20 protein-coding genes are annotated in these 21949 nt (G+C 70.7%); 14 read left to right on the forward strand and 6 right to left on the reverse strand.

All coding sequences use genetic code 11. From position 1 onward, the window contains the following. Positions 1–74: 74 nt before the first annotated feature. From AB0I98_RS12605 to AB0I98_RS12620, 4 genes are read left to right on the forward strand one after another with little or no spacing between them, the layout of a single operon-like run. Positions 75–1100, forward strand: coding sequence for an ABC transporter substrate-binding protein (locus tag AB0I98_RS12605; protein WP_362939390.1), 1026 nt, complete (start codon positions 75–77; stop codon positions 1098–1100). A 31-nt stretch (positions 1101–1131) separates the two neighbouring features. Then, positions 1132–1881, forward strand: coding sequence for an ABC transporter permease (locus tag AB0I98_RS12610; RefSeq protein ID WP_362939393.1), 750 nt, complete (start codon positions 1132–1134; stop codon positions 1879–1881). 58 nt (positions 1882–1939) lie between these two features. Continuing rightward, on the forward strand, positions 1940–2527 hold the full coding sequence (locus AB0I98_RS12615) for an ArsR family transcriptional regulator (protein WP_362939396.1): 588 nt from the start codon (positions 1940–1942) through the stop codon (positions 2525–2527). Beyond that, positions 2527–2994 (forward strand): hypothetical protein, encoded by a 468-nt coding sequence (locus AB0I98_RS12620; protein ID WP_362939399.1) that lies wholly within the window; start codon positions 2527–2529, stop codon positions 2992–2994. The genes AB0I98_RS12615 and AB0I98_RS12620 overlap by 1 nt, the downstream gene beginning before the upstream one ends. A 77-nt stretch (positions 2995–3071) precedes the next feature. Here the strand turns inward: AB0I98_RS12620 and AB0I98_RS12625 are convergent, their stop codons facing one another. Continuing rightward, positions 3072–3977, reverse strand: coding sequence for a LysR family transcriptional regulator (locus AB0I98_RS12625; RefSeq protein WP_362939401.1), 906 nt, complete (start codon positions 3975–3977; stop codon positions 3072–3074). Between the two features lie 104 nt (positions 3978–4081). On the opposite strand from AB0I98_RS12625, the gene AB0I98_RS12630 reads away from it, so the two are divergent. The 8 genes from AB0I98_RS12630 (at position 4082) to AB0I98_RS12665 (ending at position 13362) form a co-directional block, all read left to right on the forward strand. Next, the gene (locus AB0I98_RS12630) at positions 4082–4912 is read left to right on the forward strand and encodes an oxidoreductase (protein ID WP_362939404.1); all 831 of its coding nucleotides are present in this window, start codon (positions 4082–4084) and stop codon (positions 4910–4912) included. 224 nt (positions 4913–5136) lie between these two features. Beyond that, the gene (locus AB0I98_RS12635; RefSeq protein ID WP_362939407.1) at positions 5137–6699 is read left to right on the forward strand and encodes a S8 family peptidase; all 1563 of its coding nucleotides are present in this window, start codon (positions 5137–5139) and stop codon (positions 6697–6699) included. 112 nt (positions 6700–6811) lie between these two features. After that, positions 6812–7996 (forward strand): DUF4190 domain-containing protein, encoded by a 1185-nt coding sequence (locus AB0I98_RS12640; RefSeq protein WP_362939410.1) that lies wholly within the window; start codon positions 6812–6814, stop codon positions 7994–7996. A gap of 147 nt (positions 7997–8143) precedes the next feature. After that, the gene (locus tag AB0I98_RS12645) at positions 8144–8896 is read left to right on the forward strand and encodes a GntR family transcriptional regulator (protein WP_362939413.1); all 753 of its coding nucleotides are present in this window, start codon (positions 8144–8146) and stop codon (positions 8894–8896) included. A gap of 329 nt (positions 8897–9225) precedes the next feature. After that, positions 9226–9417 (forward strand): SPOR domain-containing protein, encoded by a 192-nt coding sequence (locus AB0I98_RS12650; RefSeq protein WP_301983744.1) that lies wholly within the window; start codon positions 9226–9228, stop codon positions 9415–9417. 27 nt (positions 9418–9444) lie between these two features. Further along, entirely contained in the window at positions 9445–9849 is a 405-nt protein-coding gene (locus AB0I98_RS12655) for a (deoxy)nucleoside triphosphate pyrophosphohydrolase (protein WP_362939416.1), read from the forward strand. A 144-nt stretch (positions 9850–9993) separates the two neighbouring features. Beyond that, entirely contained in the window at positions 9994–10437 is a 444-nt protein-coding gene (locus tag AB0I98_RS12660) for an ATP-binding protein (RefSeq protein ID WP_362939419.1), read from the forward strand. 249 nt (positions 10438–10686) lie between these two features. After that, positions 10687–13362, forward strand: a complete 2676-nt coding sequence (locus AB0I98_RS12665; protein WP_362939422.1) for a SpoIIE family protein phosphatase — start codon at positions 10687–10689, stop codon at positions 13360–13362. A gap of 51 nt (positions 13363–13413) precedes the next feature. Here AB0I98_RS12665 and AB0I98_RS12670 read toward each other — a convergent pair whose 3' ends face one another. Then, positions 13414–15570, reverse strand: a complete 2157-nt coding sequence (locus tag AB0I98_RS12670) for a hypothetical protein (protein WP_362939531.1) — start codon at positions 15568–15570, stop codon at positions 13414–13416. A 191-nt stretch (positions 15571–15761) separates the two neighbouring features. Between AB0I98_RS12670 and AB0I98_RS12675 the strand changes: the two genes are divergently transcribed. Continuing rightward, positions 15762–16895, forward strand: a complete 1134-nt coding sequence (locus AB0I98_RS12675; RefSeq protein WP_362939425.1) for a hypothetical protein — start codon at positions 15762–15764, stop codon at positions 16893–16895. 140 nt (positions 16896–17035) lie between these two features. Continuing rightward, positions 17036–17962, forward strand: a complete 927-nt coding sequence (locus AB0I98_RS12680; protein ID WP_362939428.1) for a class I SAM-dependent methyltransferase — start codon at positions 17036–17038, stop codon at positions 17960–17962. Here AB0I98_RS12680 and AB0I98_RS12685 read toward each other — a convergent pair. The 4 genes from AB0I98_RS12685 to AB0I98_RS12700 are packed head-to-tail and all read right to left on the reverse strand — an operon-like array spanning position 17954 to position 21835. Next, complete coding sequence (locus tag AB0I98_RS12685; RefSeq protein WP_362939431.1) at positions 17954–18730, reverse strand: succinate dehydrogenase/fumarate reductase iron-sulfur subunit; 777 nt, start codon at positions 18728–18730, stop codon at positions 17954–17956. The two genes, AB0I98_RS12680 and AB0I98_RS12685, sit on opposite strands and share 9 nt — an antisense overlap. Then, positions 18727–20655, reverse strand: coding sequence for a fumarate reductase/succinate dehydrogenase flavoprotein subunit (locus tag AB0I98_RS12690; protein WP_362939434.1), 1929 nt, complete (start codon positions 20653–20655; stop codon positions 18727–18729). The genes AB0I98_RS12685 and AB0I98_RS12690 overlap by 4 nt, the downstream gene beginning before the upstream one ends. After that, positions 20655–21491: a hypothetical protein gene (locus AB0I98_RS12695; RefSeq protein WP_362939437.1), complete on the reverse strand. Its 837-nt coding sequence runs from the start codon at positions 21489–21491 to the stop codon at positions 20655–20657. The genes AB0I98_RS12690 and AB0I98_RS12695 overlap by 1 nt, the downstream gene beginning before the upstream one ends. Positions 21492–21544: 53 nt before the next feature. Continuing rightward, positions 21545–21835: a hypothetical protein gene (locus AB0I98_RS12700; protein ID WP_362939440.1), complete on the reverse strand. Its 291-nt coding sequence runs from the start codon at positions 21833–21835 to the stop codon at positions 21545–21547. Between the last annotated feature and the right edge of the window lie 114 nt (positions 21836–21949).

Consider the following 21949-nt stretch of genomic DNA (forward strand, 5'->3'; position numbering starts at 1 on the left):
GCCCGGCTCTCGTACGCTGTTGCCCGCACGAAGTGTCATGCCCTCCGGCGGTCGGAAAGGACCTCACAGTGCGCATGAACAGCTTCGCCCGTACGACCGCCGCGATGGCCCTGGCCACGGTGCTGGCCCTGGTGTCGGGGTGCGGCGGCTCGGACTCCGACGACGGTGACGACCCGGACGCCAAGGCACCGCGGAAGGTGACCTACCTGACCTCGTTCGGCAACTTCGGCCGGGACGCGTACGCCTGGGTCGCCAAGGACAAGGGGTACTTCGAAGAGGCCGGCTTCGACGTGCAGATCAAGCCGGGGCAGGGCACCGGCGGCGTGATCCCGGCCGTCGTGAGCGGCCAGGCGCAGTTCGGCCCGATCGACCTGACGGGCGGTCTGCTGAACCTGGGCAGCGGCCAGGCGAAGGACTTCGTCGCGGTGGCCGCCATCCAGCAGCGCACCATGGCCGCGATCGCCTCCACCGAGGGCAACGGCATCACCGCGCCCAAGGACCTGGAGGGCAAGCGGCTCGCCGACACACCCGGCTCGGTCGTGCGCAACCTCTTCCCGACGTACGCCCGGCTGGCCGGAGTGGACGCGGCCAAGGTGACCTGGGTCAACGGCGACGCGCAGACCCTGATGGGCACGCTCGCCAGCGGCGCGGTGGACGGCATCGGCCAGTTCGTGGTGGGTGAGCCGACCATCGAGGCGGTGACGAAGAAGAAGCCCGTCCTGCTCCCGTACAGCGATGTGATCCCCGATCTCTACGGAAACGTGCTGATCACGTCCAAGAAGCTGGCCGAGCAGGAGCCGGAGATGGTGAAGAGGTTCAGCGCGGCGCTGCTCAAGGGCCTGGAGTACAGCCTCGCGAACTCGAAGGAGGCCGCCGAGATCCTGCAGCGGAACGTGGACGCCACGAATCCGGCCGCCGCGGCAGCCGAGTTGGAGCTGATGGCCGCGTATGTCAGGCCGGAGGGTTCCGGCGCGACGCTGGGGACGGTGGACTCCGGGCGGGTCGCGAAGAGCATCGCGCTCCTGGAGGACGCGGACGCGCTGCCGGAAGGGATGACCCCTGAACAGATCATCGACTTCGACCTCGTACCGAAAGCCTGATCGCACCGGCAAGGGGACGAGCGCCGGTGTCGTGCTGCTCCCCTTCGCCGGGCTGCTGGTCGCGCTCGGCGCGTGGTGGCTGCTCACGTCGGCGCTGGAGGTGATCCACCCGGCCATCCTGCCTCCGCCCGGCGCCGTGCTCTCGGCGTTCAGCGCGGCCCCGGCCCGGTTCCTGGACCACACCGGCGACACCACGGTGGAGACGGTGGTCGGGTTCGTGCTCTCCAGTGTCTGCGCCGTGGTCATCGGGCTGTCGCTGGCCGCCTCGCGGGTCCTGGAGCGGATGTTCACGCCGCTGCTGGTCGCCGTCAACGCGGTGCCGAAGATCGCGCTCGGGCCGCTGCTGGTCGGGGCGCTCGGCTGGGGGCAGAAGCCGGTCCTGACCATGGTCTTCCTGCTCTGCTTCTTCCCGATCGTGCTGTCCACCGCGACCGGCCTCACCTCGACCCCGGCGGACCTGGCCGAGCTGGCGCGCTCGCTGGACGCCTCGCGCTGGCAGGCGTTCCGCAAGGTACGGCTGCCGGCCGCGCTGCCGCAGATCTTCGTCGGGCTGAAGGTCGCCATGCCGCTCGCCGCGATCGGCGCGGTCATCGGCGAGTTCCAGGCCGGTGAGACCGGCCTTGGCTATCTGATCGTGCAGGCCGGCGGGGTGGGCGACACCGCCACCGCCTGGGCGGCGATCATCCTGATCGGGCTGATGAGCATCCTGCTCTACTTCGCCCTGGTGCTGCTGGAGCGGTTCGCGCTGCCCTGGGTCAGGGAAACCACCTCGCGCGGCTGACGGCGCTCAACCCATAACAGACTGTTACTTTCACTGGGCGCAGGATATGCTGCGTCCAATGAAAGTATCGCCGAGCCTGCTCCCCATCCTCCGCTCCCGGGCGCAGGGTGAACTGCTCGCGCTCGTGCTGCTGCACCCGGAACGCGAGTACACCATCACCGAGCTGGCCGCCGACATCGGAGTGACGCCCACCGCCGTCCTGCGCGAGGTCGACCGGCTGACCGGCGGCGGGATCCTCGCCGAGCGGAAAGTGGGACGCAGCCGCCTCGTCAGGGCTCGTACGGACACCCCGCTGTACCGCCCGCTGAGCGACCTGATGTCCGTCTCGTTCGGCCCCCTGCCCGTGCTCACCGAGGCGCTGGCGGGACTCGAAGGAGTCCGGCGGGCCTACATCTACGGCTCCTGGGCCGCCCGGTACAGCGGCGAGTCGGGGCCGCCGCCCGCCGATGTGGATGTGCTGGTGGTGGGCGACCCCGACCCCGACGCCCTCTTCGATCTCGCCGAGGACGTCTCCCGTAGGCTCCGCCGCGAGGTCAACGTCCATCGGGTCTCCGCCGAGGCATGGCATGCGCCCACGGACGATCCGTTCCTCACCAGCGTCCGCGAACGCCCGCTGGTCGAGCTGAACCTTGACGTGGAGGCGTAGTGGAGAGCTGGACTCAAGGGCGGTCGACGATCGACGCGCTCCTCGGCAGCGGGCGGCTCGAACGCGTCCCCGCGTCCCGGCAGGCCGCCGAAGCGGAACTGGTCCGCGCCCGCGTCCATGTCGGCTCCGCACGACAGCTGGCGGCCCGGGACCCGGAGGGTGCGTACACCCTCGCGTACGACGCGGCCCGCCGAGCGCTGGCGGCGGTACTCCAGAACCAAGGGCTGCGCGCCACCAGCCGCGGCGGCCACCTCGTCATCTACGAGGCCCTGCGTGCGCAGCTCGACCCGCCGCTCGGATCCACGCTGCGGCCCTTCAACCGGATGCGGGCCCGGCGTAACGAAGTCGAGTACCGGTCCACGGAGGCTCCGACGGTGACGTCGGAGGAGGTTGACGCGGATCTGACGAAGGTTGAGGCGCTGATCGAGTTGGCGGAGAAGACGGTCCCTGAGATGCCGCGTTACTGAGCGCCCCGAAGGGGCGCGGGGAACTGCGCGACCAGCCACAACGGCGCCGCAGCGGACCGACGGCACATCGCGGCACTTCAGCGGAGCGCTCGGCATGCCCGTGCATAGCCCCGTACCAACGGCAGCTCCCCGTCCTCCCTCCGCCATGCCAGGGCGTAGCGGCTGGGCGACAGCCCCCGCACCGGTCGGGTGGTGACGCCGCCCAGGGTGATCAGAGGGGCGTTCCCCTCGGCGACGAGGCAGATGCCGAGGCCCGCGACCAGGGCCTCGTACGTCTCCTCCGTGCCGGCGATCTCCGCGCCGATGCGGGGTGGGCGGCCGGCGCGGGCGTCGAGGGCGAGCCAGTGGTCGCGGAGGACGCCGGCGCTGCGGGGGAGGGCGAGGAAGGGCTCGTCGAGGAGGTCGGTGAAGGTGAGGTCGGTGCGGGCGGCGAGCGGGTGGGTGTCGGGGAGGGCGACCAGACGGGGTTCCTCCGCGAGCACCGTCCACCCGTAGCGCTCGGCGTCGGGCAGGGGCAGCCAGACGAAGGCGACGTCCACCGAGCCGTCCGCGAGGCCCGCGGTGGGGTCCTCCCAGCTGACCTGCCGCACCCGCAGGGCCGTCTCCGGGTGGGCGGCCGTGAAGCGGGAGCGGATCGCCGGGAGCAGACCGCCGCGGCCCGGGCTGGTGCTCATCCCCACGGTGAGCGTGGAGCGCTGGACCGCCCTGGCCCGCTCCACCGCCGCCGCGGCCTCCTCCCACGCCGCGAGCACCCGCCGGGCCGGTGCCAGCAGCGCCTCGCCCGCCGCCGTCAGCGCCACGCCCTGCCGGTCCCGGCGCAGCAGCTCCACCCCCAACTGCCGTTCCAGCGCCCGGATCTGCTTGCTCAACGCGGGCTGGGAGACGTAGAGCCGCTCGGCGGCGCGGGTGAAGTGCAGTTCCTCGGCCACCGTCACGAAATAGCGCAAGTCGCGGCCGTGTACGTCCGAAGTCGCCATAACCATCGGCTATCACGAAGGGTCTTGGACGCGCCACCGGGAGGTCGCACAAGCTGGAAGCAGAACGACGGATCCAGTAAGGCTCAAGCGCTCATGAACCAGGAGAGGTCATGAACAAGGTGTGGCTGGTGACCGGTGCGACCAGTGGGTTCGGACGGGCGATCGCCGAGGCGGCGGTGGCCGCGGGGGACGTGGTCGTGGGCGCGGCCCGGCGCCCAGAGGGCCTGGCCGACCTCGTTGCCGCGCACCCCGACCAGGTGGAGGCGCTCCGGCTCGACGTCGCCGACACGGGCGCCGCGGAAGCCGCCGTGCAGGATGTGCTGGCGCGGCACGGGCGGATCGACGTGCTGGTCAACAACGCGGGGCGGACGCATGTCGGTGCGTTCGAGGAGACCGCCGAGGACGAGCTGCGTGACCTGTTCGAGGTGCATGTCTTCGGGCCCGTCGCCCTTACGTGCGCCGTGCTGCCGGGCATGCGCGAGCGGCGCTCCGGCGCGATCGTGCAGATGAGCAGCATGGGCGGGCAGATGTCCTTCGCGGGCTTCTCGGCGTACAGCGGAACGAAGTTCGCGCTGGAGGGGCTGTCCGAGGGGCTCGCGGACGAGGTCGCGGAGTACGGCATCAAGGTGCTGATCGTCGAGCCGGGCTCCTTCCGCACCGCGCTGTTCGACCCCAGCCGGGCCGGGGTCAGCTCGGACACCGGGCTGTACTCCAAGGTGGAGCAGACCCGCGAGTTCGTCGCCGGCGGTGACGGCACTCAGGCCGGCGACCCGGCGAAGGCGGCGGCCCTCATCCGCGCCGCCCTGGACGCCGAGCAGACTCCGCTGCGGCTGCCCCTCGGCGACGACGGCGTCAGCGCGGTCCTGGACCACCTCGACCAGGTCCGGCAGGACGTCGCCGCCTGGGAGAAGCGGACCCGGGCCACGGCGTTCGACGACTGACGCGGACTGTCGGGTCGGCACGGAGAGCCACGCTTCGTGTGTGAAGCGTGGCTTACGTCTGTGCACAGGGGCTTGTGCAATTCCTGTGGAAGCCTCAATCTTTCGGCTGACGCACAGGCGCGGCACTGGAATTGACATGATCATGCCCATAGTCGTAGCGCCTGGCTTCGTGCACGCCGCACCACCCCCCACCAACGCACCACCGATTGAGGAGGACCCCTCAGATGGCAGTGATGCGTCAGACCCGGCGAAGACTTGCCGCGATCAGCGTGGCAGCCACCGCGGTACTCGCCGCCGGCCTCGTCTCCGCCCTCCCCGCCGCGGCCGCTCCCGAAGGCCGTATCCAGTACGAAGGCGCCGCGAACGCCGTCGCCGACAGCTACATCGTGACGCTGAAGGCCGACACCCGGGCGGGCTCCGCCCAGGGCAAGGCGCTCGCCCAGGAGTACGGCGCCGACATCGAGCGCACGTACACCAAGGCCCTGAACGGCTATGCGATCGAGGCCTCCGAGACCGAGGCGAAACATCTCGCCGCCGACCCGGCCGTCGCCTCCGTCGTCCAGAACCGCACCTTCCACATCGAGGCGACCCAGCCCAACCCGCCCTCCTGGGGCCTGGACCGCATCGACCAGAAGACGCTCCCGCTCAACAGCAGCTACACCTACCCGGATTCGGCCGGGACGGGTGTGACGGCGTACGTCATCGACACCGGCGTCCGCATCAGCCACAGCGACTTCGGCGGTCGCGCCGCCAACGGCTACGACGCCATCGACAACGACAACGTCGCCCAGGACGGCCACGGCCACGGCACCCACGTCGCCGGCACGGTCGCGGGCAACGCGTACGGCGTCGCCAAGAAGGCCAAGATCGTCGGCGTCCGGGTGCTGAACAACTCCGGCCAGGGCACCACCGCCCAGGTCGTCGCCGGCATCGACTGGGTCGCCCAGAACGCGGTCAAGCCGGCCGTCGCCAACATGTCCCTCGGCGGCGGCGCGGACACCGCCCTCGACACCGCCGTACGCAATGCCATCGCCTCCGGCGTCACCTTCGCCGTCGCGGCCGGCAACGAGACCGTCAATGCCTCCACCAGGTCCCCCGCACGCGTGACGGAGGCCATCACGGTCGGCGCCACGACCTCGTCCGACGCGAAGGCGAGCTACTCCAACTTCGGTTCCGTCCTGGACCTGTTCGCCCCGGGCTCGTCCATCACCTCGGCCTGGCGCACCAGCGACACGGCCACCAACACCATCTCCGGTACGTCCATGGCGGCCCCGCACGTAGCCGGAGCGGCGGCGCTTTATCTGGCCGACAACCCCACGGCCACACCCGCTCAGGTGTCCACGGCCCTGGTGAACGCCTCCTCGACCGGAGTCGTCACCAGCCCCGGCACGGGCTCGCCCAACCGCCTCCTCAACGTCGGCGGCGGTACGACGACTCCTCCGGGTCCACGCTTCGACAACACCGGCGACTACACGATCAGCGACAACTCCACCGTCGAATCCCCGCTGACCGTCTCCGGCGTCACCGGCAACGCGCCGTCGGCCCTGGCCGTCGAGGTCCACATCGTCCACACGTACATCGGCGACCTCCAGGTCCAGCTGATCGCCCCCGACGGCACGGCGTACACCCTCAAGGCGTACGGCACCGGCGGCAGTGCGGACAACATCGACACCACGTACTCCGTCAACGCCTCCTCGGAGGTCGCGAACGGCTCGTGGAAGCTGCGGGTCAGCGACAACGCGGCGATCGACACCGGGCGGATCGACGCCTGGGCGCTGCAGTTCTGATCAACCGCTCCTGAAGCAGCAGGCGGCGGTGCGGTGTGCGGACGGCGTGCTTACGATGCGCGCAGCATCAGTCCCGCATCGCGCCGCCGCCTGAACCAGGAGCACGGTACCCGTGTCCATACCTCCGCCCCCCGGGCCCCACCAGCCGCAGGAGCCCTACGGGCAGTACCCGCAGGCGCCGCAGTATCAGCAGGGCCCGTACTACGGGATGCCGTACCAGCCCTGGGGACAGGGCTACCACCCGTTCAACCACCCGGCGCCGGTCAACGGCGTCGCCATCGGCTCGCTGGTCACCGGGCTGCTCTGCTTCATGCCGGGCGTGGGTCTTGTCCTCGGGCTGATCGCGCTGAGCCAGATCAAACGGCGGGGCGAGCGTGGGAAGGGCATGGCGGTCGCCGGATCGGTGCTGTCCTCGGTCGGCCTTGCCCTGTGGGCGCTGTCGTTGGCGACCGGGGCCGCGTCCGGGTTCTGGGAGGGCTTCAAGGAAGGCGCGCGCGACGACTCGAGCCTCTCGCTGGCGAAGGGGGACTGCTTCAACTCGCCCGGCGGTCTCGAGGGCTTCACCTACGACGTCGACTCCGTGCCCTGCGCCGGCCGCCACGACGGTGAGGTGTTCGCGGCCGTGGAGATGCCCGACGGCTCCTTTCCGGGCGACGACAAGGTCTCCCAGGTCGCGGACGACAAGTGCTATGCCCTCCAGGACAGTTACGCGATGGACGCCTGGGCCCTGCCCGACACCGTCGACATCTACTACCTCACCCCGACCCGGCAGAGCTGGCGGCTCGGCGACCACGAGATCACCTGCGTGTTCGGCCACACCGACGGCACGACCAGCCTGACCGGCTCGCTGCGCAACGACGCGACGACACTCGACGACGACCAGATCACCTATCTGAAGGCGGCGGACGTCCTCAACACCGCCATGGACGCCGCTCCCGCGGAGGAGTACGTCGAGGACGACCTGCCGGGCTACAAGGTGTGGGCGGAACGCGTCGCGGACGCGCTGACGAAGCAGGCCGGGATGCTCCGCGACCACCCCTGGCCCGCCGACGCCAAGACGCCGGTCGGCGCGCTGGTCAAGGACCTGGAGGCCGCCCGGAAGGAGTGGGCCGCTGCCGCCGAGGCCACCGACGTGGACGCCTTCTACGAGCACTACGACGAGGGCTACGCACTCACCGCCCCGGAGAAGTCGGTCACCGCGCGCGAGGCTCTGGGGCTGGCCACCACCGTGCCCTCGTACGACTACGACGACGGCGGCTCGGACAGCGGGGGAGGGGACGCCGGGATCGAGGTGTGATCGCGGCCATAGCGGGGAGAAAGTGCCTGCGTAAAGCCCTCCCGGCGAGCAAGTCATCACATCGAGTGATTCCCTGGCCTTCGCTTGCACCGGACAACCCACGGTTGCCACGCTGTTGCTGTCTGTACAACCTGATGGGAGCGGCCAGTGACATTCGGTGAGCAGCCGGCGTACCTGCGTGTCGCGGGTGATCTCCGCAAGAAGATCGTCGACGGCTCACTGCCCCCGCACACCCGCCTCCCGTCACAGGCCAGGATCCGCGAGGAGTACGGCGTCTCGGACACCGTCGCCCTGGAGGCGCGCAAGGTGCTGATGGCCGAGGGCCTGGTCGAGGGCCGCTCCGGCTCCGGGACGTATGTGCGCGAGCGGCCCGTGCCCCGCCGTATCGCCCGCTCCGGATTCCGGCCCGCCGGAGGTGCCACCCCGTTCCGGCAGGAGCAGGCCGACGGCGACGCGCGCGGCACCTGGGAGTCCAGCAGTCGGCAGGCCGAGGCGAGCCGTGCCGTCGCCGAGCGGCTCGCCATCCAGCCCGGGGACCGCGTGATGTGCACCAAGTACATCTTCCGGGAGGCCGGCGAGGCGATGATGCTCTCCACCTCCTGGGAGCCCCTCGCCGTCACCGGCCGCACCCCCGTGATGCTGCCCGAGGAGGGCCCCCTCGGCGGCATGGGCGTCGTCGAGCGCATGGCCGCCATCGACGTGATCGTGGACAACGTGACGGAGGAGGTCGGCGCGCGTCCGGGTCTCGCCGAGGAACTGCTCGCTCTCGGCGGCGTCCCCGGCCATGTCGTCCTGGTCGTCTCGCGCACGTACTACGCCTCGGGCCGCCCCGTGGAGACGGCCGACGTGGTCGTCCCGGCCGACCGCTACCGGGTCGCCTATCACCTTCCTGTGAAGTAGCGCACGCCGTCACGGCAGTTGCCCCGGCCCCCGCCCAACGGGCGCCGGTCCACCCGGCGTTGGAATCCGGTCGTTCTCGCAGGTCGCCCCGGCAGGGGCGGCACGTCGCTGACCGGATGCGCGAACACCTCCGCACGGCGCACTCGTCGTCGTGCGCCCCCTGCGTCTTGGCTGGTTGCGTACCTCTTTGTGAAAAGCCGTATTCGCTGCGTAAAGGTTAGGCGTAGGCTCAGGCATATGCGGATTGCGGTTTCCTTAGCGGGTGGGGCACGGCACTGGCCGCGGGCAGGACTCGTGCGGTCGTGGGCGGGAAGGAGCAGTGGGGCGGAATGAACGACAGCACGATCACTCTTCCCTGGCTCGTCATACGGCAGGACGACAACGGCAACCGCTACCGCGTGGGCCGGTACGCGACCCGGGCCGAGGCCCAGAAGATCGCCGACAGCCTCGACACCCGCGGACACAAGCAGCTCTACTGGGTCGAGCGCATCGGGCAGAACGGATCGGGCGCGACCGACTGAGCAGGCGCCTCCCGTAGGCTCCCGCCCATGACGCAACCGATCGTCGTCGTGGGCGCGGCCCTCCTCGACACCGGCCGCCTCCTGGCCGCCCGCCGCAGCGCACCCCCCGAACTGGCCGGCCGCTGGGAACTGCCGGGCGGCAAGGTGGAGCCGGGCGAAACCCCGGAAGCGGCCCTGGTCAGGGAACTGCGCGAGGAACTGGGCGCCGAGACGGAGACAGTCGACCGCGTGCCGGGCCAGTGGCCCCTAAAACCCCCGTACGTCCTCCAGGTCTGGACAGCCCGCCTACGGCCGGGCTCCCCGGACCCCAAGCCCCTCCAGGACCACGACGAACTGCGCTGGCTCACTCCGGCGGAACTGTGGAACGTACCGTGGCTGGACGAGGACGTACCGGCGGTGCAGGAAATCAAGGCCCGACTGGAACTGACTTAAGGGGCGCGGGGAACTGCGCGACCAGCCCCCACGAGCCGGCACTCGCACGACGCCATCACCCCCCGAGCTATTAGGCGCACCCAGCTAAACCCGAGGAGCGTGCGGTACTGCCGCCGCAATATCGGGTATGTGCCCATTAACCCCATGAAACCGGACGTGCATGGGCTGCTGGCCTGGGAAGTGATCGGCGTGATCGACACCGATGGCGACTGCGCCGAGTGGACCTTTCCCGCGGACCCCGGCGCCGTACGCGCCGCCCGTGCCGCCGTCCGCGCCAGGCTGCACGCGTGGGACCTGGAGAGCGTCGCCGACATCACCGCCCTGCTGGTCAGCGAGCTGGTCACCAACTCCCTGCGGCACGCCACCGGCCCCATCGGCGTACGCCTGGTCCGCCCCGGGGACGTACGGGACGTCCTGCTGGTCGAGGTCTCCGACCCCCTCCCGGACCCGCCGCGCGAGCGTGAGCCCCGGCCCGAGGACGAGAGCGGGCGCGGGCTCCAGCTCGTCGCCCACTCCTCGCGCCGCTGGGGAACCCGGCCCGGCGAGGCGGGCAAGACGGTGTGGTTCGAACTGGCCGTACCGGGCTGACCGGGTGTACAGCCGCGGGCGCACTGTCCGGTGACTGGTTCAGGCCAGTGGCGGTTGTCCCGTCGCGTGATTCGACGACGTGTCCGCTGGTTAGAAGACTGGAAGTGTTGTCGCAGTCCGGACCGAAAACCGTCGGGACCGTGCTGTGATCGTGAACACCGTGTCAGGCGGCGTCGTAGTGCTGGATACTGCGGGCAGCCGCCCCCGGTGACCGGTGCCGGGCGCGGTGAGCTGGAGGGGACGGTTCGCGTGAGCGAGATACCAGCGAAGGCCACGGAGTCCAAGGACCCGTCGGGCGGCGCGAGGGCGGGAGCCGCGGCTGCCGCCGCGGCCGACGCGACGAGAGCCTCCGGCGCCGGGCGGCCCGGCGACGACGGGTCTTCCGGCGCTGTGCCGTCCGCCGACACACCCCCTGGTGACGCCATGTGGCAGAGCAGCCCGCCCGGCTCCATCTACGACTACATCAAGGTCGCGTCCTTCTCCATCGGTGCCGACGGCCTCGTCGACCAGTGGAGCCTGCGCGCCGAGCACCTCTTCGGAATCCCCGCCGAGCGGGCCCTCGGCATGGATCCCATCGAGGCGTTCGTCGACCCCGACCTGCATGAGCAGGGCCAGCGGAAGATGGCGGAGATCCTCGACGGCCGGGAGTGGACCGGTGTGATCCCCTTCCGGAAGCCGGACACGGCCGACGGGGAGGGCGGCGAGGCCCTCGCCGAGGTCTATGTCATGCCGACGCGCACCGAGGACGGGGAGAAGGCCGCGGTCTGCATCGTCGTCGACGTCCGCACGCTCCGCAGCATCGAGACCGACCTCGCTGCCTCGCAGGCGATTTTCGGCCAATCTCCGTTCGGCTTTCTGCTCATCGACTCCGACCTGCGGGTTCGCCGCGCCAACCAGCGGTTCGCCTCCACCTTCGGTGGCACCCCGGACGACCACCGCGGCCACGGCGTCCACGACTATCTGACCAGGCCGGAGGCCGAACGGGTCACCGCGGTGCTGCGCCGAGTCCTGGAGACCGGCGAGACCATCACGGACATGCATGTCACGGGCTTTCTGCCGGGCTCCGACGAGCGCCGCCACTGGTCCATCAACCTCTATCGCGTGCACAGCGGCACCGGCCGCCCCATCGGCATCGCCTGGCTCGGAACCGACATCACCGCCCGTCGCGCCGCCGCCCGCGAGGCCGCCGCCGCCCGGCGCAATCTCGCCCTTCTCAATGAAGCGGGCGCCCGGATCGGCAACTCCCTCGACCTGGAGACCACGGCCCGCGAACTCCTCGACGTCGTCGTCCCCGGCTTCTGCGACCTGGCGACCGTCGACCTCTACCAGGGCCTGCTGGCCGGCGACGAGACCCCACCCGGGCTCGCCGACGGCAGCGCGGCACTGCGCCGGGTCGCCTACGCCAGCGCGGTCTCCGACGCGCCGTTCCTCAGCGGCGGCACACAGGTCGCCGTCGGGGCCGTCCACCACTACCCCTTCAACTCCCCTTGCGCGGACGCCCTGCGCACCGCCAAGCCGCGGCGCGTCCCGCCCGAGGAGGGCGGCCTCGTCCAGTCCACGCTCGCCGTCCCGATGGTCGCCCACGACACCGTCGTAGGACTCGCGCAGTTCTCCCGTACGAAGGGCAGCGAGCCGTTCGGCGACCGGGACCGGGAGCTGGCTGTGGAGCTGGCGGCGCGGGCGGCGGTCTGCATCGACAACGCGCGGCTGTACCGCCGTGAGCACGAACGGGCCCTGATACTGCAGCGGTCCCTGCTCCCGCCGGGCGACCCCGTGGCCTCCGGCCTCGACATCGCCTGCCGCTATCTGCCCGGCAACTCCTCGGCCGACCGGCCCAGCGAGGTGGGCGGCGACTGGTTCGACGTGATCGAACTGCCGGGCCACCGTACGGCCTTGGTGGTCGGGGACGTGATGGGACGCGGGCTCAGGGCGGCGGTGGCGATGGGTGAACTCCGCTCAGCCGTCCGCACCTTGGCCCTGCTCGACCTCGAACCGGCGGAGGTCCTCTCCGCGTTGGACGAGATCGCGCGGGGCCTCGGGGCGCCGGGCGGCGTCCAGCAGGCGACCCGCGCGGCCCGCCGCCCCCGGGAGGCGGACCTGTCCGAGGTGTATCTGGCGACGTGCGTGTACGCGGTCTACGACTCCGTGACGCGCCGGTGCACCTTCGCGAACGCGGGACATCTGCCGCCCGTCCTGGTCGAGCCCGGCGAGGACGCGCTGATGCTGGACGTGCCGCCGGGCATGCCGCTGGGCGTAGGCGGGGAGCCCTTCGAGGAGGTCGAGGTCGAACTACCCGAAGGTGCGCTGTTGGCGCTCTACACGGATGGACTGGTCGAATCCCGCGATCATCCCCTCGACGAGGGGCTGCAAGCCTTCGTAGGCGCGCTGACGGACCCCTCCGACCCCCTGGAGGACGTCTGCGACCACGTCCTCAACACCCTCGACACCCACCACGGCGAGGACGACATCGCGTTGCTGATGGCCCGCGTCCAGGGCCTGCCGACGGACTCCGTCGGTGACTGGACGCTCCCCCGCGAGCCCCGCAGCGTCGGCCGCGCCCGCGAGTACGCGCGCGGGCAGCTGCTGAGCTGGGACCTGGAGCCGCTGGTCGACACGGCCGAGCTGCTGGTCAGCGAACTGGTCACCAACGCGCTGCGCTACGGCGAAGGCGAGATCAGACTACGGCTCCTCCTGGACCGCACCCTCGTCTGCGAGGTCTGGGACTCCGGCCTGGTCCAGCCCCGCCGCCGCCGCGCCCGCGACACGGACGAGGGAGGCCGCGGCTTGCAACTGGTCGGCCTGCTGTCGGCGGCCTGGGGCTCGCGACGGACGCCACGCGGCAAGACGGTCTGGTTCGAACTCCCGCTGCCGGACGGGGAGACGGGGCCGGCGGATCCGGCGGAGGCGTTGCTGAGTCTGTTCTGAGGGGTCGGCTCGGCTCGGCGGTTTAGGTAGCTGTGCTGCCACCTCGGCGGTTCAGGTGGCTGTGCTGCCACCTCGGCGGGCCCGGGTGCGAGGTCCGCCGAAGCTCGCGGGTGGGCCGCCGTCCGGGGCGCCGCCCAGCAGAATCCCGCCCAGGAGGGCCCCGCCGACGCCCATTTCCTGCTCGGCCGCCCCGGCGACCGGGTTGCCGTGCACACGGACGTACTGCTCGGCGAGTGCGTGGGCGTGCCGGGCGAGGGTGTCGGCCGTGACGCGATCGCCGGTCACCGTGCGCTTGGCCTCCGGCATCCACCCCACGCCAGGCGCACGCCGCTGGTCCATAGGCCGGTCCACCCCGGCTCGCGCCCGCAGCCCGGCCGCCACCCGCTCCTCCGGCCCCGCCGCGAGCAACCGCACCGCCTCCGCCAGCCGCGTCCGCGCCTCACCGCCCACCGCACCCCGGTGCGTCACCACAAACCCATCCGCAAGCCCGACCGAGTCCCGCGCGGCGAGCAGGGCAGCCGCCGCCAAAACCCCCGCCCGCCCCGACTCCACCGCCACGACCGCCCGCACGATCCGCCGCAGAGCATCCAGCGGATCGTACGACCCACCGATCACCTCTCCCCGTACGCCGGCCAGCACCCCGTCAGCATGCCGAACCCGCGCCCGCAACTCCCCGACAGCCATCCCCGAAAGCCCACCCGCCGGTTCAACGGCAAGCCCCGAAATCGCGCCCGGCACCCCAACCCCAAGGCCACCCGGCGAACCCATTCCGCCACCACTCGGCGCGCTCGCCCTGCCCGCCCCGCGATCGAACGGCGCGCCTGGCCCGCCCGCCTCACCGTGCGGTGCCTTGTCGGCGTCGCTGTCGCTCGGCGTCCTCGGGCTGCTCGGGCCGCGCCCTGGCGCCCTGCCTGCCCCGCGATCGGACGGCGCGCCTGGTCCGCCCGCCTCACCGTCACTCGGCGTGCGGGCGCCGGACGCCCCGCCTGCCCCGTGACCGGTTGACGTGCTCGCGCCGCCCGCCTCGCTGTTGCTGGCCGAGTCCGGGCTGCCGGTTCCGCTGTCGTTCCGCGTGCCTGGGTTGCCCGGCGCCTGCCCCCGTCCCCTGTCCGCCCCACCATCGGACGGCAAGCCTGGTCCGCCCCCGCCGTCATCGGCCGACGTGCTGTTGCTGTCTGCCCAGCCGCCAGGCGCCCCGCTCGCCCCGCCTCCCGGCTCAGTTTCCGTCCCGCCCATGCCCCCGTCTCCACCCGTCGGCCCCATCGCGCCCTCCGCCTCCGCCAGCCACTCCCGCGCGCCCGCAAGCTCCACCTCTGCGCCGGTGAGGGTGGCCGGGACGAGGTTCGTGGCCTTGGTGAGGGCCTGGGACAGGCGGTCGATGGTGTCCAGGAAGACTGCGGCCTGGGCGATGGCGCTTTCGGCGGCGCGTAGGTGCCGGGCCGCGCGGTAGGTCTCGCCGGAGTCGGCGGCTTGGTGGGCCTCGTTGAGGCGGGACGTGGCGAAGACGAGGCGGTCCTTGGCCTGTTCGACGTGACCGGTGACGGCGGCGGTCGCGGAAGGGGCGTACCGCTTGTGGAGATCCGCGAGGGTGGCTTGTACGACAGCTGTGCGGGACGCCAGTTCCCGGAACCGGGTCTCCGCGACCTCCAGCGCCTCGCCCACGCCCCGCTCCAGGCCACGCAGTTGATCGAACCCGGCCGCCTCCGCGTCCAGCCGCCGTCCCGCCTCCTGGCATCGCCCGACGATCCCGGCGAGCGCATGCCGCCGGGACGCACCGTCGGCCGGGACTCCGTCGTCGTACTGCTGCCGCATCCGGAAGGCGGCCGACAGCTCACCCTCCGCGTCCCGCACGGCCCGCGCGAAGGGCGCCACGGCCGCCGTACCGAACAGGGCCGCCGCGAATCCGAGTTCCTCACGGCTGGTGCGGACCCAGTCATCGGCCTCGACCAGCAACGCCCGGGCCCGCTCGTCGAGTTCGGCGAGGGGCGGCGGCGGGACGACGACGGGAACGCCGCCGGGCGTCGTCCGTGTACGCGTCCGCCTTGTCCGTCGTAGATACGCGTACCCGGCCAGCGCGACCGCCGCACTCGCCGCGACGAGCGGCAGCACGAGGTCGGCGGTGGACGTCTCGTCCTGCGATACCTGCGCCGCCTGCACGACCGTCCCCGTCCGGACCGCCGGAACCGGATCATCGGCACTGATCGTCATCCCCGGCAACACAAGCCACACCAGCCCGGCCGCACCGCCCAGCCCGGCATGCGCCACCCGCACGGCGGCACGCCGCTGCCGGTCCCGGATCAAGGATGACGTCACATTTCGGAGCGTATGACCGGGTATGCGGCCGCGCGAGCGGGGGACGTCGGGTGGGGTGGGGCTTCGATGAGGGAGGGGACACGGGGATGGACGAACCGACGGCTGACGCAACAGGCAAAGACGAACCGAAAGCCGCCGACGGTGACAACCCCCCACAGGGGCCACCCGCACCCGACGACGAAAGCAGCACGGGTGGTGCGGGTGGGAACAATTGGCTCCGCTGGACCCGCCGCACCGTCCTAGCCGCCCTCCTGCTCATCCTCCTCCCCACCCTCACCGCCGAAACAGCCCTCTACATCAACCACACCGGCGACATAGCCCCCGGCACCCACACCCGCAACCGCGACGCGATCTGGCTCGGCCACGCCTGGGTGGACGGCCGTAAGAAGGACGCCGATGTGACCGCGCTGGCCCGGCAGCTCGACACCACCGGCATCAGGGACCTCTACGTCCACGCAGGCCCCCTGGAGCACGACGGAACGCTGCCGGAGTCGTCGTATCCGAGGGCGCGTTGGTTCATCGACGCGGTGCACAAGGAGATGCCCGGCATCCGGGTGCAGGCCTGGCTCGGTGACGTGCTGGCCACCGAGAGCCCGGACGGCATGCGGCTCGAGCGACCGGAGACGCGCGCGGCGGTCGTCGGCTCGACCCGTCAGATCCTCGCGGCCGGCTTCGACGGCGTCCACTTCGACCTGGAGCCCCTCCACTCGGACGACGGCAACTACCTCACGCTCCTCGACGCCCTGCACCGCGTCACGAGCGCCCAGAGCGCGCCCCTCTCCGTCGCCGCCCACCAGATCGACCCGCTCCCCGGCTTCCACTCCTTCTGGGGCACGACCACCGGCCACCCCAAGTGGTGGTCGCAGAAGTTCTTCGGCCAAGTGGCCCGCCGCGTCGACCAGATCGCCGTCATGTCGTACGACACCATGCAGCCGCTGCAGAGCACCTACGGCGGCTATGTCGCCCAGCAGACCTCCCTCGCCCTGGAGGTCACCCCGCCCACCACCGACCTCCTGATGGGCCTGCCGTTCTTCCACGAGAACCGGTTCGGCCACTGGGCCCACGCGGAGACCGTGCCCGCCGCCGTCCGCGGTGTCCGCCTCGGCCTGTCCCGCACGGACGCGGACCGCCGAAACTTCGGCGTGGCGCTCTACGTCGACTTCGCGGCGACCGCGGACGACTGGACGGCGTACCGGGTTGCCTGGGTCAACAAGCCTTGACCAGCATCTTCCTTCAACGTGACCATTCCGTTATCAATTCGTCATGCGAACTTTCCCCGCAGGGGTCCTTTAGTTTGTTGTGAACGTGCTGTGACCGCCCCTAGGGTCCACATCTCCTATCCCTGTGAGGTCGCACATTCATGCGAGCGCTAATCACCAGCAAGGCCGCCCGGCGCGCACTGCGCCCGATCGCCGAACTCATCGACCAGCGCATCGAACGTCAAGTCCGCCGTGTCGTCGAGGAGTCCGCCCGGGCCGACGTGACGCAGGAGGAACTGAAGAAGCTGCGCAACCGTCAGCGGCCACTGGAGCTGTTCTTCGACGGGACCGGGCGGGGCGCGTCGCGGCTGCCGTCGGCGCCTCATCTCAACCGCACCATCGCGGAGTTGGCGGCGGTGTCCGGCGGGGACAGGGATGCCGCCGAGCGCAATGTGGCCCAGGCGTTCCGGCTCCTCATCGCGTTGGAGGCGCTCGGCGTCGGCCGTATCGCGGGCGGCACGATGAACATCGTCGGCAAGCTCTCCGCCGTACCGCTGCTCGATCCGCCGAACGACGAGATCCTTGAAATCGGCACGCTGTACGGGATGTTCGGCGCCGCGCTCATCCGCATGATGGAGCGGGCCGGGCGTGCGCCCAGCCTGACCATCGTCGATCCGCTCGCCGGAACGCAGCTGCAGCCCGGCGCCACCATGGGCACCGACGCCTCCGGCACCCCCGTGAACGGCGCCGCCGTACGCACCAATCTGGCCCTCGCGGGCGCGGCCGGTGCCGCCGCCCGGATCCAGCAGGGCTTCTCGGAGGACCCCGAGGTGCGTGCCCTGGTCGCCGACCGCGCCTACGGCGTGGTCATCGTCGACGGTGACCACTCCGCCGCCGGTGTCGCCGCCGACCTGGAGTGGGCCGAGCAGATCGTCGCGCCCGGCGGCATCGTCGTACTCGACGATTTCGGGCACCCCAAGTGGCCCGGGATCAAGGAGGCTTTCGAGAAGCACATGACCACGGACACCCGGTTCACGTACCTGGGGCAGGTGGCCCACTCGGGGTATCTGCGGGCGGCCTCAGCCTGACGAGGGCCGTCGGCGGATCTTCGATCCCAGCCACACCAGGGGGTCGTACTTGCGGTCGACCGCGCGTTCCTTCAACGGGATCAGCGCATTGTCCGTGATCTTGATGCCCTCCGGGCAGACCTCCGTGCAGCACTTGGTGATGTTGCAGTAGCCGAGACCGTGTTCGTCCTGGGCGGTGCGTTTGCGGTCCAGGCCGGACTCGGCGGCGGCGTCCAGCGGGTGCATGTCGAGCTCCGCGACCCGCATGAGGAAGCGGGGCCCGGCGAACGCCGTCTTGTTCTCCTCGTGGTCGCGGACGACATGGCAGGTGTCCTGGCACAGGAAGCACTCGATGCACTTGCGGAACTCCTGCGGGCGGTCCACGTCCTCCTGCATCATCCGGTACTCGCCCGGCCCGAGACCGTCGGGCGGTACGAAGGCGGGCACTTCGCGCGCCTTGGTGTAGTTGAAGCCGACGTCCGTGACGAGGTCGCGGACGACCGGGAAGGCGCGCAGGGGCGTGACCGTGATCGTCTCGTCCGGCGTGAAGACGGACATCCGTGTCATGCACAGCAGCCGCGGCCGGCCGTTGATCTCCGCCGAGCACGAACCGCACTTGCCCGCCTTGCAGTTCCAGCGGACGGCCAGGTCGGGCGCTTGCGTGGCCTGGAGGCGGTGGATGATGTCCAGGACCACCTCGCCCTCGTTGACCTCGACCTTGAAGTCCTCCAGGCCGCCGCCCTTGATGTCGCCCCGCCACACCTTGAAGCGGGCCTCGTAGCTGCTCACTCGTAGAGCTCCTCTTCGGCGAGGTACTTGACCAGCTCCTCCTTGTCGAAGAGGGCGAGCAGGTCGGAGCGGATGGGTTCGGTGGTCTCGCGCAGCAGGTCGATCTGGCCGCGCACCGAGTCGGTGGCCGCCAACCCGCCGGTGGGGTCGGCCAGTTGGCAGAGCAGGTTGATGTTGCGCCACTTGCGGTCCATCGTCGGATGGTCCTCGCGGGTGTGGCCGCCGCGTGACTCCGTGCGCTCCAGCGCCGCCCGTGCCACGCATTCGCTGACCAGCAGCATGTTCCGCAGGTCCAGGGCGAGATGCCAGCCCGGGTTGAACTGGCGGTGCCCCTCGACACCGGCCCGCCGGGCCCGTACGCGCAGCTCGGCGAGCTTGTCCAGCGCGTGCTGCATCTCGCCCTCGCGGCGGATGATGCCGACCAGGTCGTTCATGGTCTGCTGGAGTTCCTGGTGGAGGGTGTACGGGTTCTCCGGCGTGCCCTCTTCCGGGCCCTCCGCGGAGAACGGGCGCAGCGCCTCCGCCGCCGCCGTGTCGATCTGGACGTCGTCCACCGGCGGACGCTCGAAGGCCTGCGCCGCCGCGTACTCCGCCGCGTGCCAGCCCGCCCGGCGTCCGAACACCAGCAGGTCGGAGAGCGAGTTGCCGCCCAGCCGGTTGGAGCCGTGCATACCGCCGGCCACCTCACCGGCCGCGTACAGCCCCGGCACCCCGCGCGCGGCCGCCGTGTCGGACTCGACCGCGATGCCGCCCATCACGTAGTGACAGGTCGGCCCGACCTCCATCGCCTCCGCCGTGATGTCGACGTCGGCCAGCTCCTTGAACTGGTGGTACATGGACGGCAATCGGCGTTTGATCACGTCTGCGGGCATCCGCGTCGACACGTCCAGGAACACACCGCCGTGCGGAGAGCCGCGGCCGGCTTTCACCTCGGAGTTGATCGCGCGGGCGACTTCGTCGCGCGGAAGCAGCTCGGGCGGGCGCCGGTTGTTGTCCGGGTCCTCGTACCAGCGGTCGCCCTCCTCCTCCGACTCGGCGTACTTCTCCTTGAAGACGTCGGGGATGTAGTCGAACATGAACCGCTTGCCGTCGGAGTTGCGCAGCACCCCTCCGTCGCCGCGCACCGACTCCGTGACGAGGATGCCCTTCACCGACGGCGGCCAGACCATGCCCGTCGGGTGGAACTGCACGAACTCCATGTTCAGCAGCGGTGCGCCCGCCAGCAGCGCCAGCGCATGCCCGTCGCCCGTGTACTCCCACGAGTTCGATGTCACCTTGAAGGACTTGCCGATCCCGCCCGTCGCGATCACGACAGCGGGCGCTTCCAGGACGAAGAAACGGCCGGTCTCACGGTCGTAGGCGAAGACTCCGGAGACCCGGTTGCCGTCCTTCAGGACTCGGGTGACCGTGCACTCCTGAAAGACCTTCAGGCGCGACTCGTAGTCCCCGGTCTCCTTCTTGTCCTGCTGCTGCAAGGAGACGATCTTCTGCTGGAGTGTCCTGATCAGCTCCAGGCCGGTGCGGTCGCCGACGTGGGCGAGGCGCGGGTACTCGTGGCCGCCGAAGTTGCGCTGCGAGATCCGGCCGTCCTTCGTACGGTCGAACAGCGCGCCCCAGGTCTCCAGCTCCCAGACCCGGTCGGGCGCCTCCTGGGCGTGCAGCTCGGCCATCCGCCACTGGTTGAGGAACTTGCCGCCGCGCAGGGTGTCACGGAAGTGCACCTGCCAGTTGTCGTGCGGGTTCGCATTGGCCATCGCGGCGGCGATGCCGCCCTCCGCCATCACCGTGTGCGCCTTGCCGAACAGCGACTTGCAGATCACGGCCGTACGGGCGCCCCGCTCGCGCGCCTCGATCGCGGCCCTGAGACCCGCGCCCCCGGCGCCGACCACGACGACGTCCCACTCCTGCCGGTCCACCACGGACATCAGAAAAACCTCGGATCATCGAATGCGCCGGACGCGACGAGATAGACGTAGAAGTCGGCGAGCGCCACGCTCACCAACGACGCCCAGGCGAGCAGCATGTGACGGTTGTTCAGCTTCCCCACCCACTGCCACATGCGGTAGCGCACAGGATGCTTGGAGAAGTGCTTGAGCTTGCCGCCGACGATGTGCCGGCAGGAGTGGCAGGAGATCGTGTACGCCCAGATCAGCACGATGTTGACCAGGAAGACGAGCGTGCCGAGGCCCATGTGGCCCCACTCGTAGTTCTCGTCGCGGAAGGCGAGCACGGTGTCGTACGTCAGGATCCCGGCGACCAGGATCGCGGCGTAGAAGAAGTACCGGTGGATGTTCTGCAGGATCAGCGGGAAGCGGGTCTCACCGGAGTACTTCTTGTGCGGCTCCGCCACCGCGCAGGCCGGGGGCGAGGCCCAGAAGCCCCGGTAGTAGGCCTTGCGGTAGTAGTAGCAGGTCAGGCGGAAGCCGAGCGGGAAGATCAGGATGATGATCGCGGGGGAGATGCCCCACCAGCTCCCGAAGATCTCCCAGTTGGGACCGGCGTGCATCGGCTCGCAGCGCTCCGCCAGACAGGGGGAGTAGAACGGCGAGACATACGGTGCCGCGTAGTAGTCCGCGTCGGCGAAGGCCCGCCACGTCGAGTAGACGATGAACGCGAACAGACCGGCCGCGGTGACGGCGGGCGCCAGCCACCAGCGGTCGGTCCGCAGATGCGGGGCGTCGATCGCGGCGCGCGTAGCGGTGCGTACGCCGCCGCCGACGGGATGGGGTTCAGTTGTCGGTGGTTCCGTACCAGTGGCCAACTCATGACTCCGGTGGGTTCGAGCGGCTCGATCTGTTCGATCGGTTCGAGGGTTCAGGGGGCGTGGCGGTCACGGGCGCCGAGTCCCTCGTCGTCCGTGTCGATCCACAGAGAGTTGTCGTACGGGGTGTCGGGGATGGTGACGAGATCGGGGCGCTTGGGTGCCGTGGGGGCGGAGGCCGCCTCCTTCAGCAGGGCGGCGCTCTCACGCAGGTGATCGCAGTCGGTGCGGACCCGGCGGATGTCCAGCCCGCCGCTGCCCATCTGCTGTTCCAGGCGGCTGACGGACCTGGACAGGTCGTCGAGGCTGCGCTGGATGGACGTCAGTTCGTCGTGCACGGACATGACGTTTCCTCACTTCCGTAGGCCGGGCGGCCTTGGGCGGCAACGTTCATGCGCCTGCGAGTGTTGCGCGTCACACCTGCCGGTGGGAAGTCGTGTGCACCGATTGGCCGATGT

The organism is Streptomyces sp. NPDC050211 (assembly GCF_040656035.1).
Taxonomy (GTDB): domain Bacteria; phylum Actinomycetota; class Actinomycetes; order Streptomycetales; family Streptomycetaceae; genus Streptomyces.

What these genes read in the sequence shown, in the direction of transcription:
- AB0I98_RS12605 (WP_362939390.1), top strand. Translation starts at nt 75, where the DNA reads ATGAACAGCTTCGCCCGTACGACCGCCGCGATGGCCCTGGCCACGGTG.
- AB0I98_RS12615 (WP_362939396.1), top strand. Translation starts at nt 1,940, where the DNA reads ATGAAAGTATCGCCGAGCCTGCTCCCCATCCTCCGCTCCCGGGCGCAG.
- AB0I98_RS12625 (WP_362939401.1), bottom strand. Translation starts at nt 3,977, where the DNA reads ATGGTTATGGCGACTTCGGACGTACACGGCCGCGACTTGCGCTATTTC.
- AB0I98_RS12630 (WP_362939404.1), top strand. Translation starts at nt 4,082, where the DNA reads ATGAACAAGGTGTGGCTGGTGACCGGTGCGACCAGTGGGTTCGGACGG.
- AB0I98_RS12635 (WP_362939407.1), top strand. Translation starts at nt 5,137, where the DNA reads ATGGCAGTGATGCGTCAGACCCGGCGAAGACTTGCCGCGATCAGCGTG.
- AB0I98_RS12650 (WP_301983744.1), top strand. Translation starts at nt 9,226, where the DNA reads ATGAACGACAGCACGATCACTCTTCCCTGGCTCGTCATACGGCAGGAC.
- AB0I98_RS12655 (WP_362939416.1), top strand. Translation starts at nt 9,445, where the DNA reads ATGACGCAACCGATCGTCGTCGTGGGCGCGGCCCTCCTCGACACCGGC.
- AB0I98_RS12660 (WP_362939419.1), top strand. Translation starts at nt 9,994, where the DNA reads ATGAAACCGGACGTGCATGGGCTGCTGGCCTGGGAAGTGATCGGCGTG.
- AB0I98_RS12670 (WP_362939531.1), bottom strand. Translation starts at nt 15,570, where the DNA reads ATGACGATCAGTGCCGATGATCCGGTTCCGGCGGTCCGGACGGGGACG.
- AB0I98_RS12675 (WP_362939425.1), top strand. Translation starts at nt 15,762, where the DNA reads ATGGACGAACCGACGGCTGACGCAACAGGCAAAGACGAACCGAAAGCC.
- AB0I98_RS12680 (WP_362939428.1), top strand. Translation starts at nt 17,036, where the DNA reads ATGCGAGCGCTAATCACCAGCAAGGCCGCCCGGCGCGCACTGCGCCCG.
- AB0I98_RS12690 (WP_362939434.1), bottom strand. Translation starts at nt 20,655, where the DNA reads ATGTCCGTGGTGGACCGGCAGGAGTGGGACGTCGTCGTGGTCGGCGCC.
- AB0I98_RS12700 (WP_362939440.1), bottom strand. Translation starts at nt 21,835, where the DNA reads ATGTCCGTGCACGACGAACTGACGTCCATCCAGCGCAGCCTCGACGAC.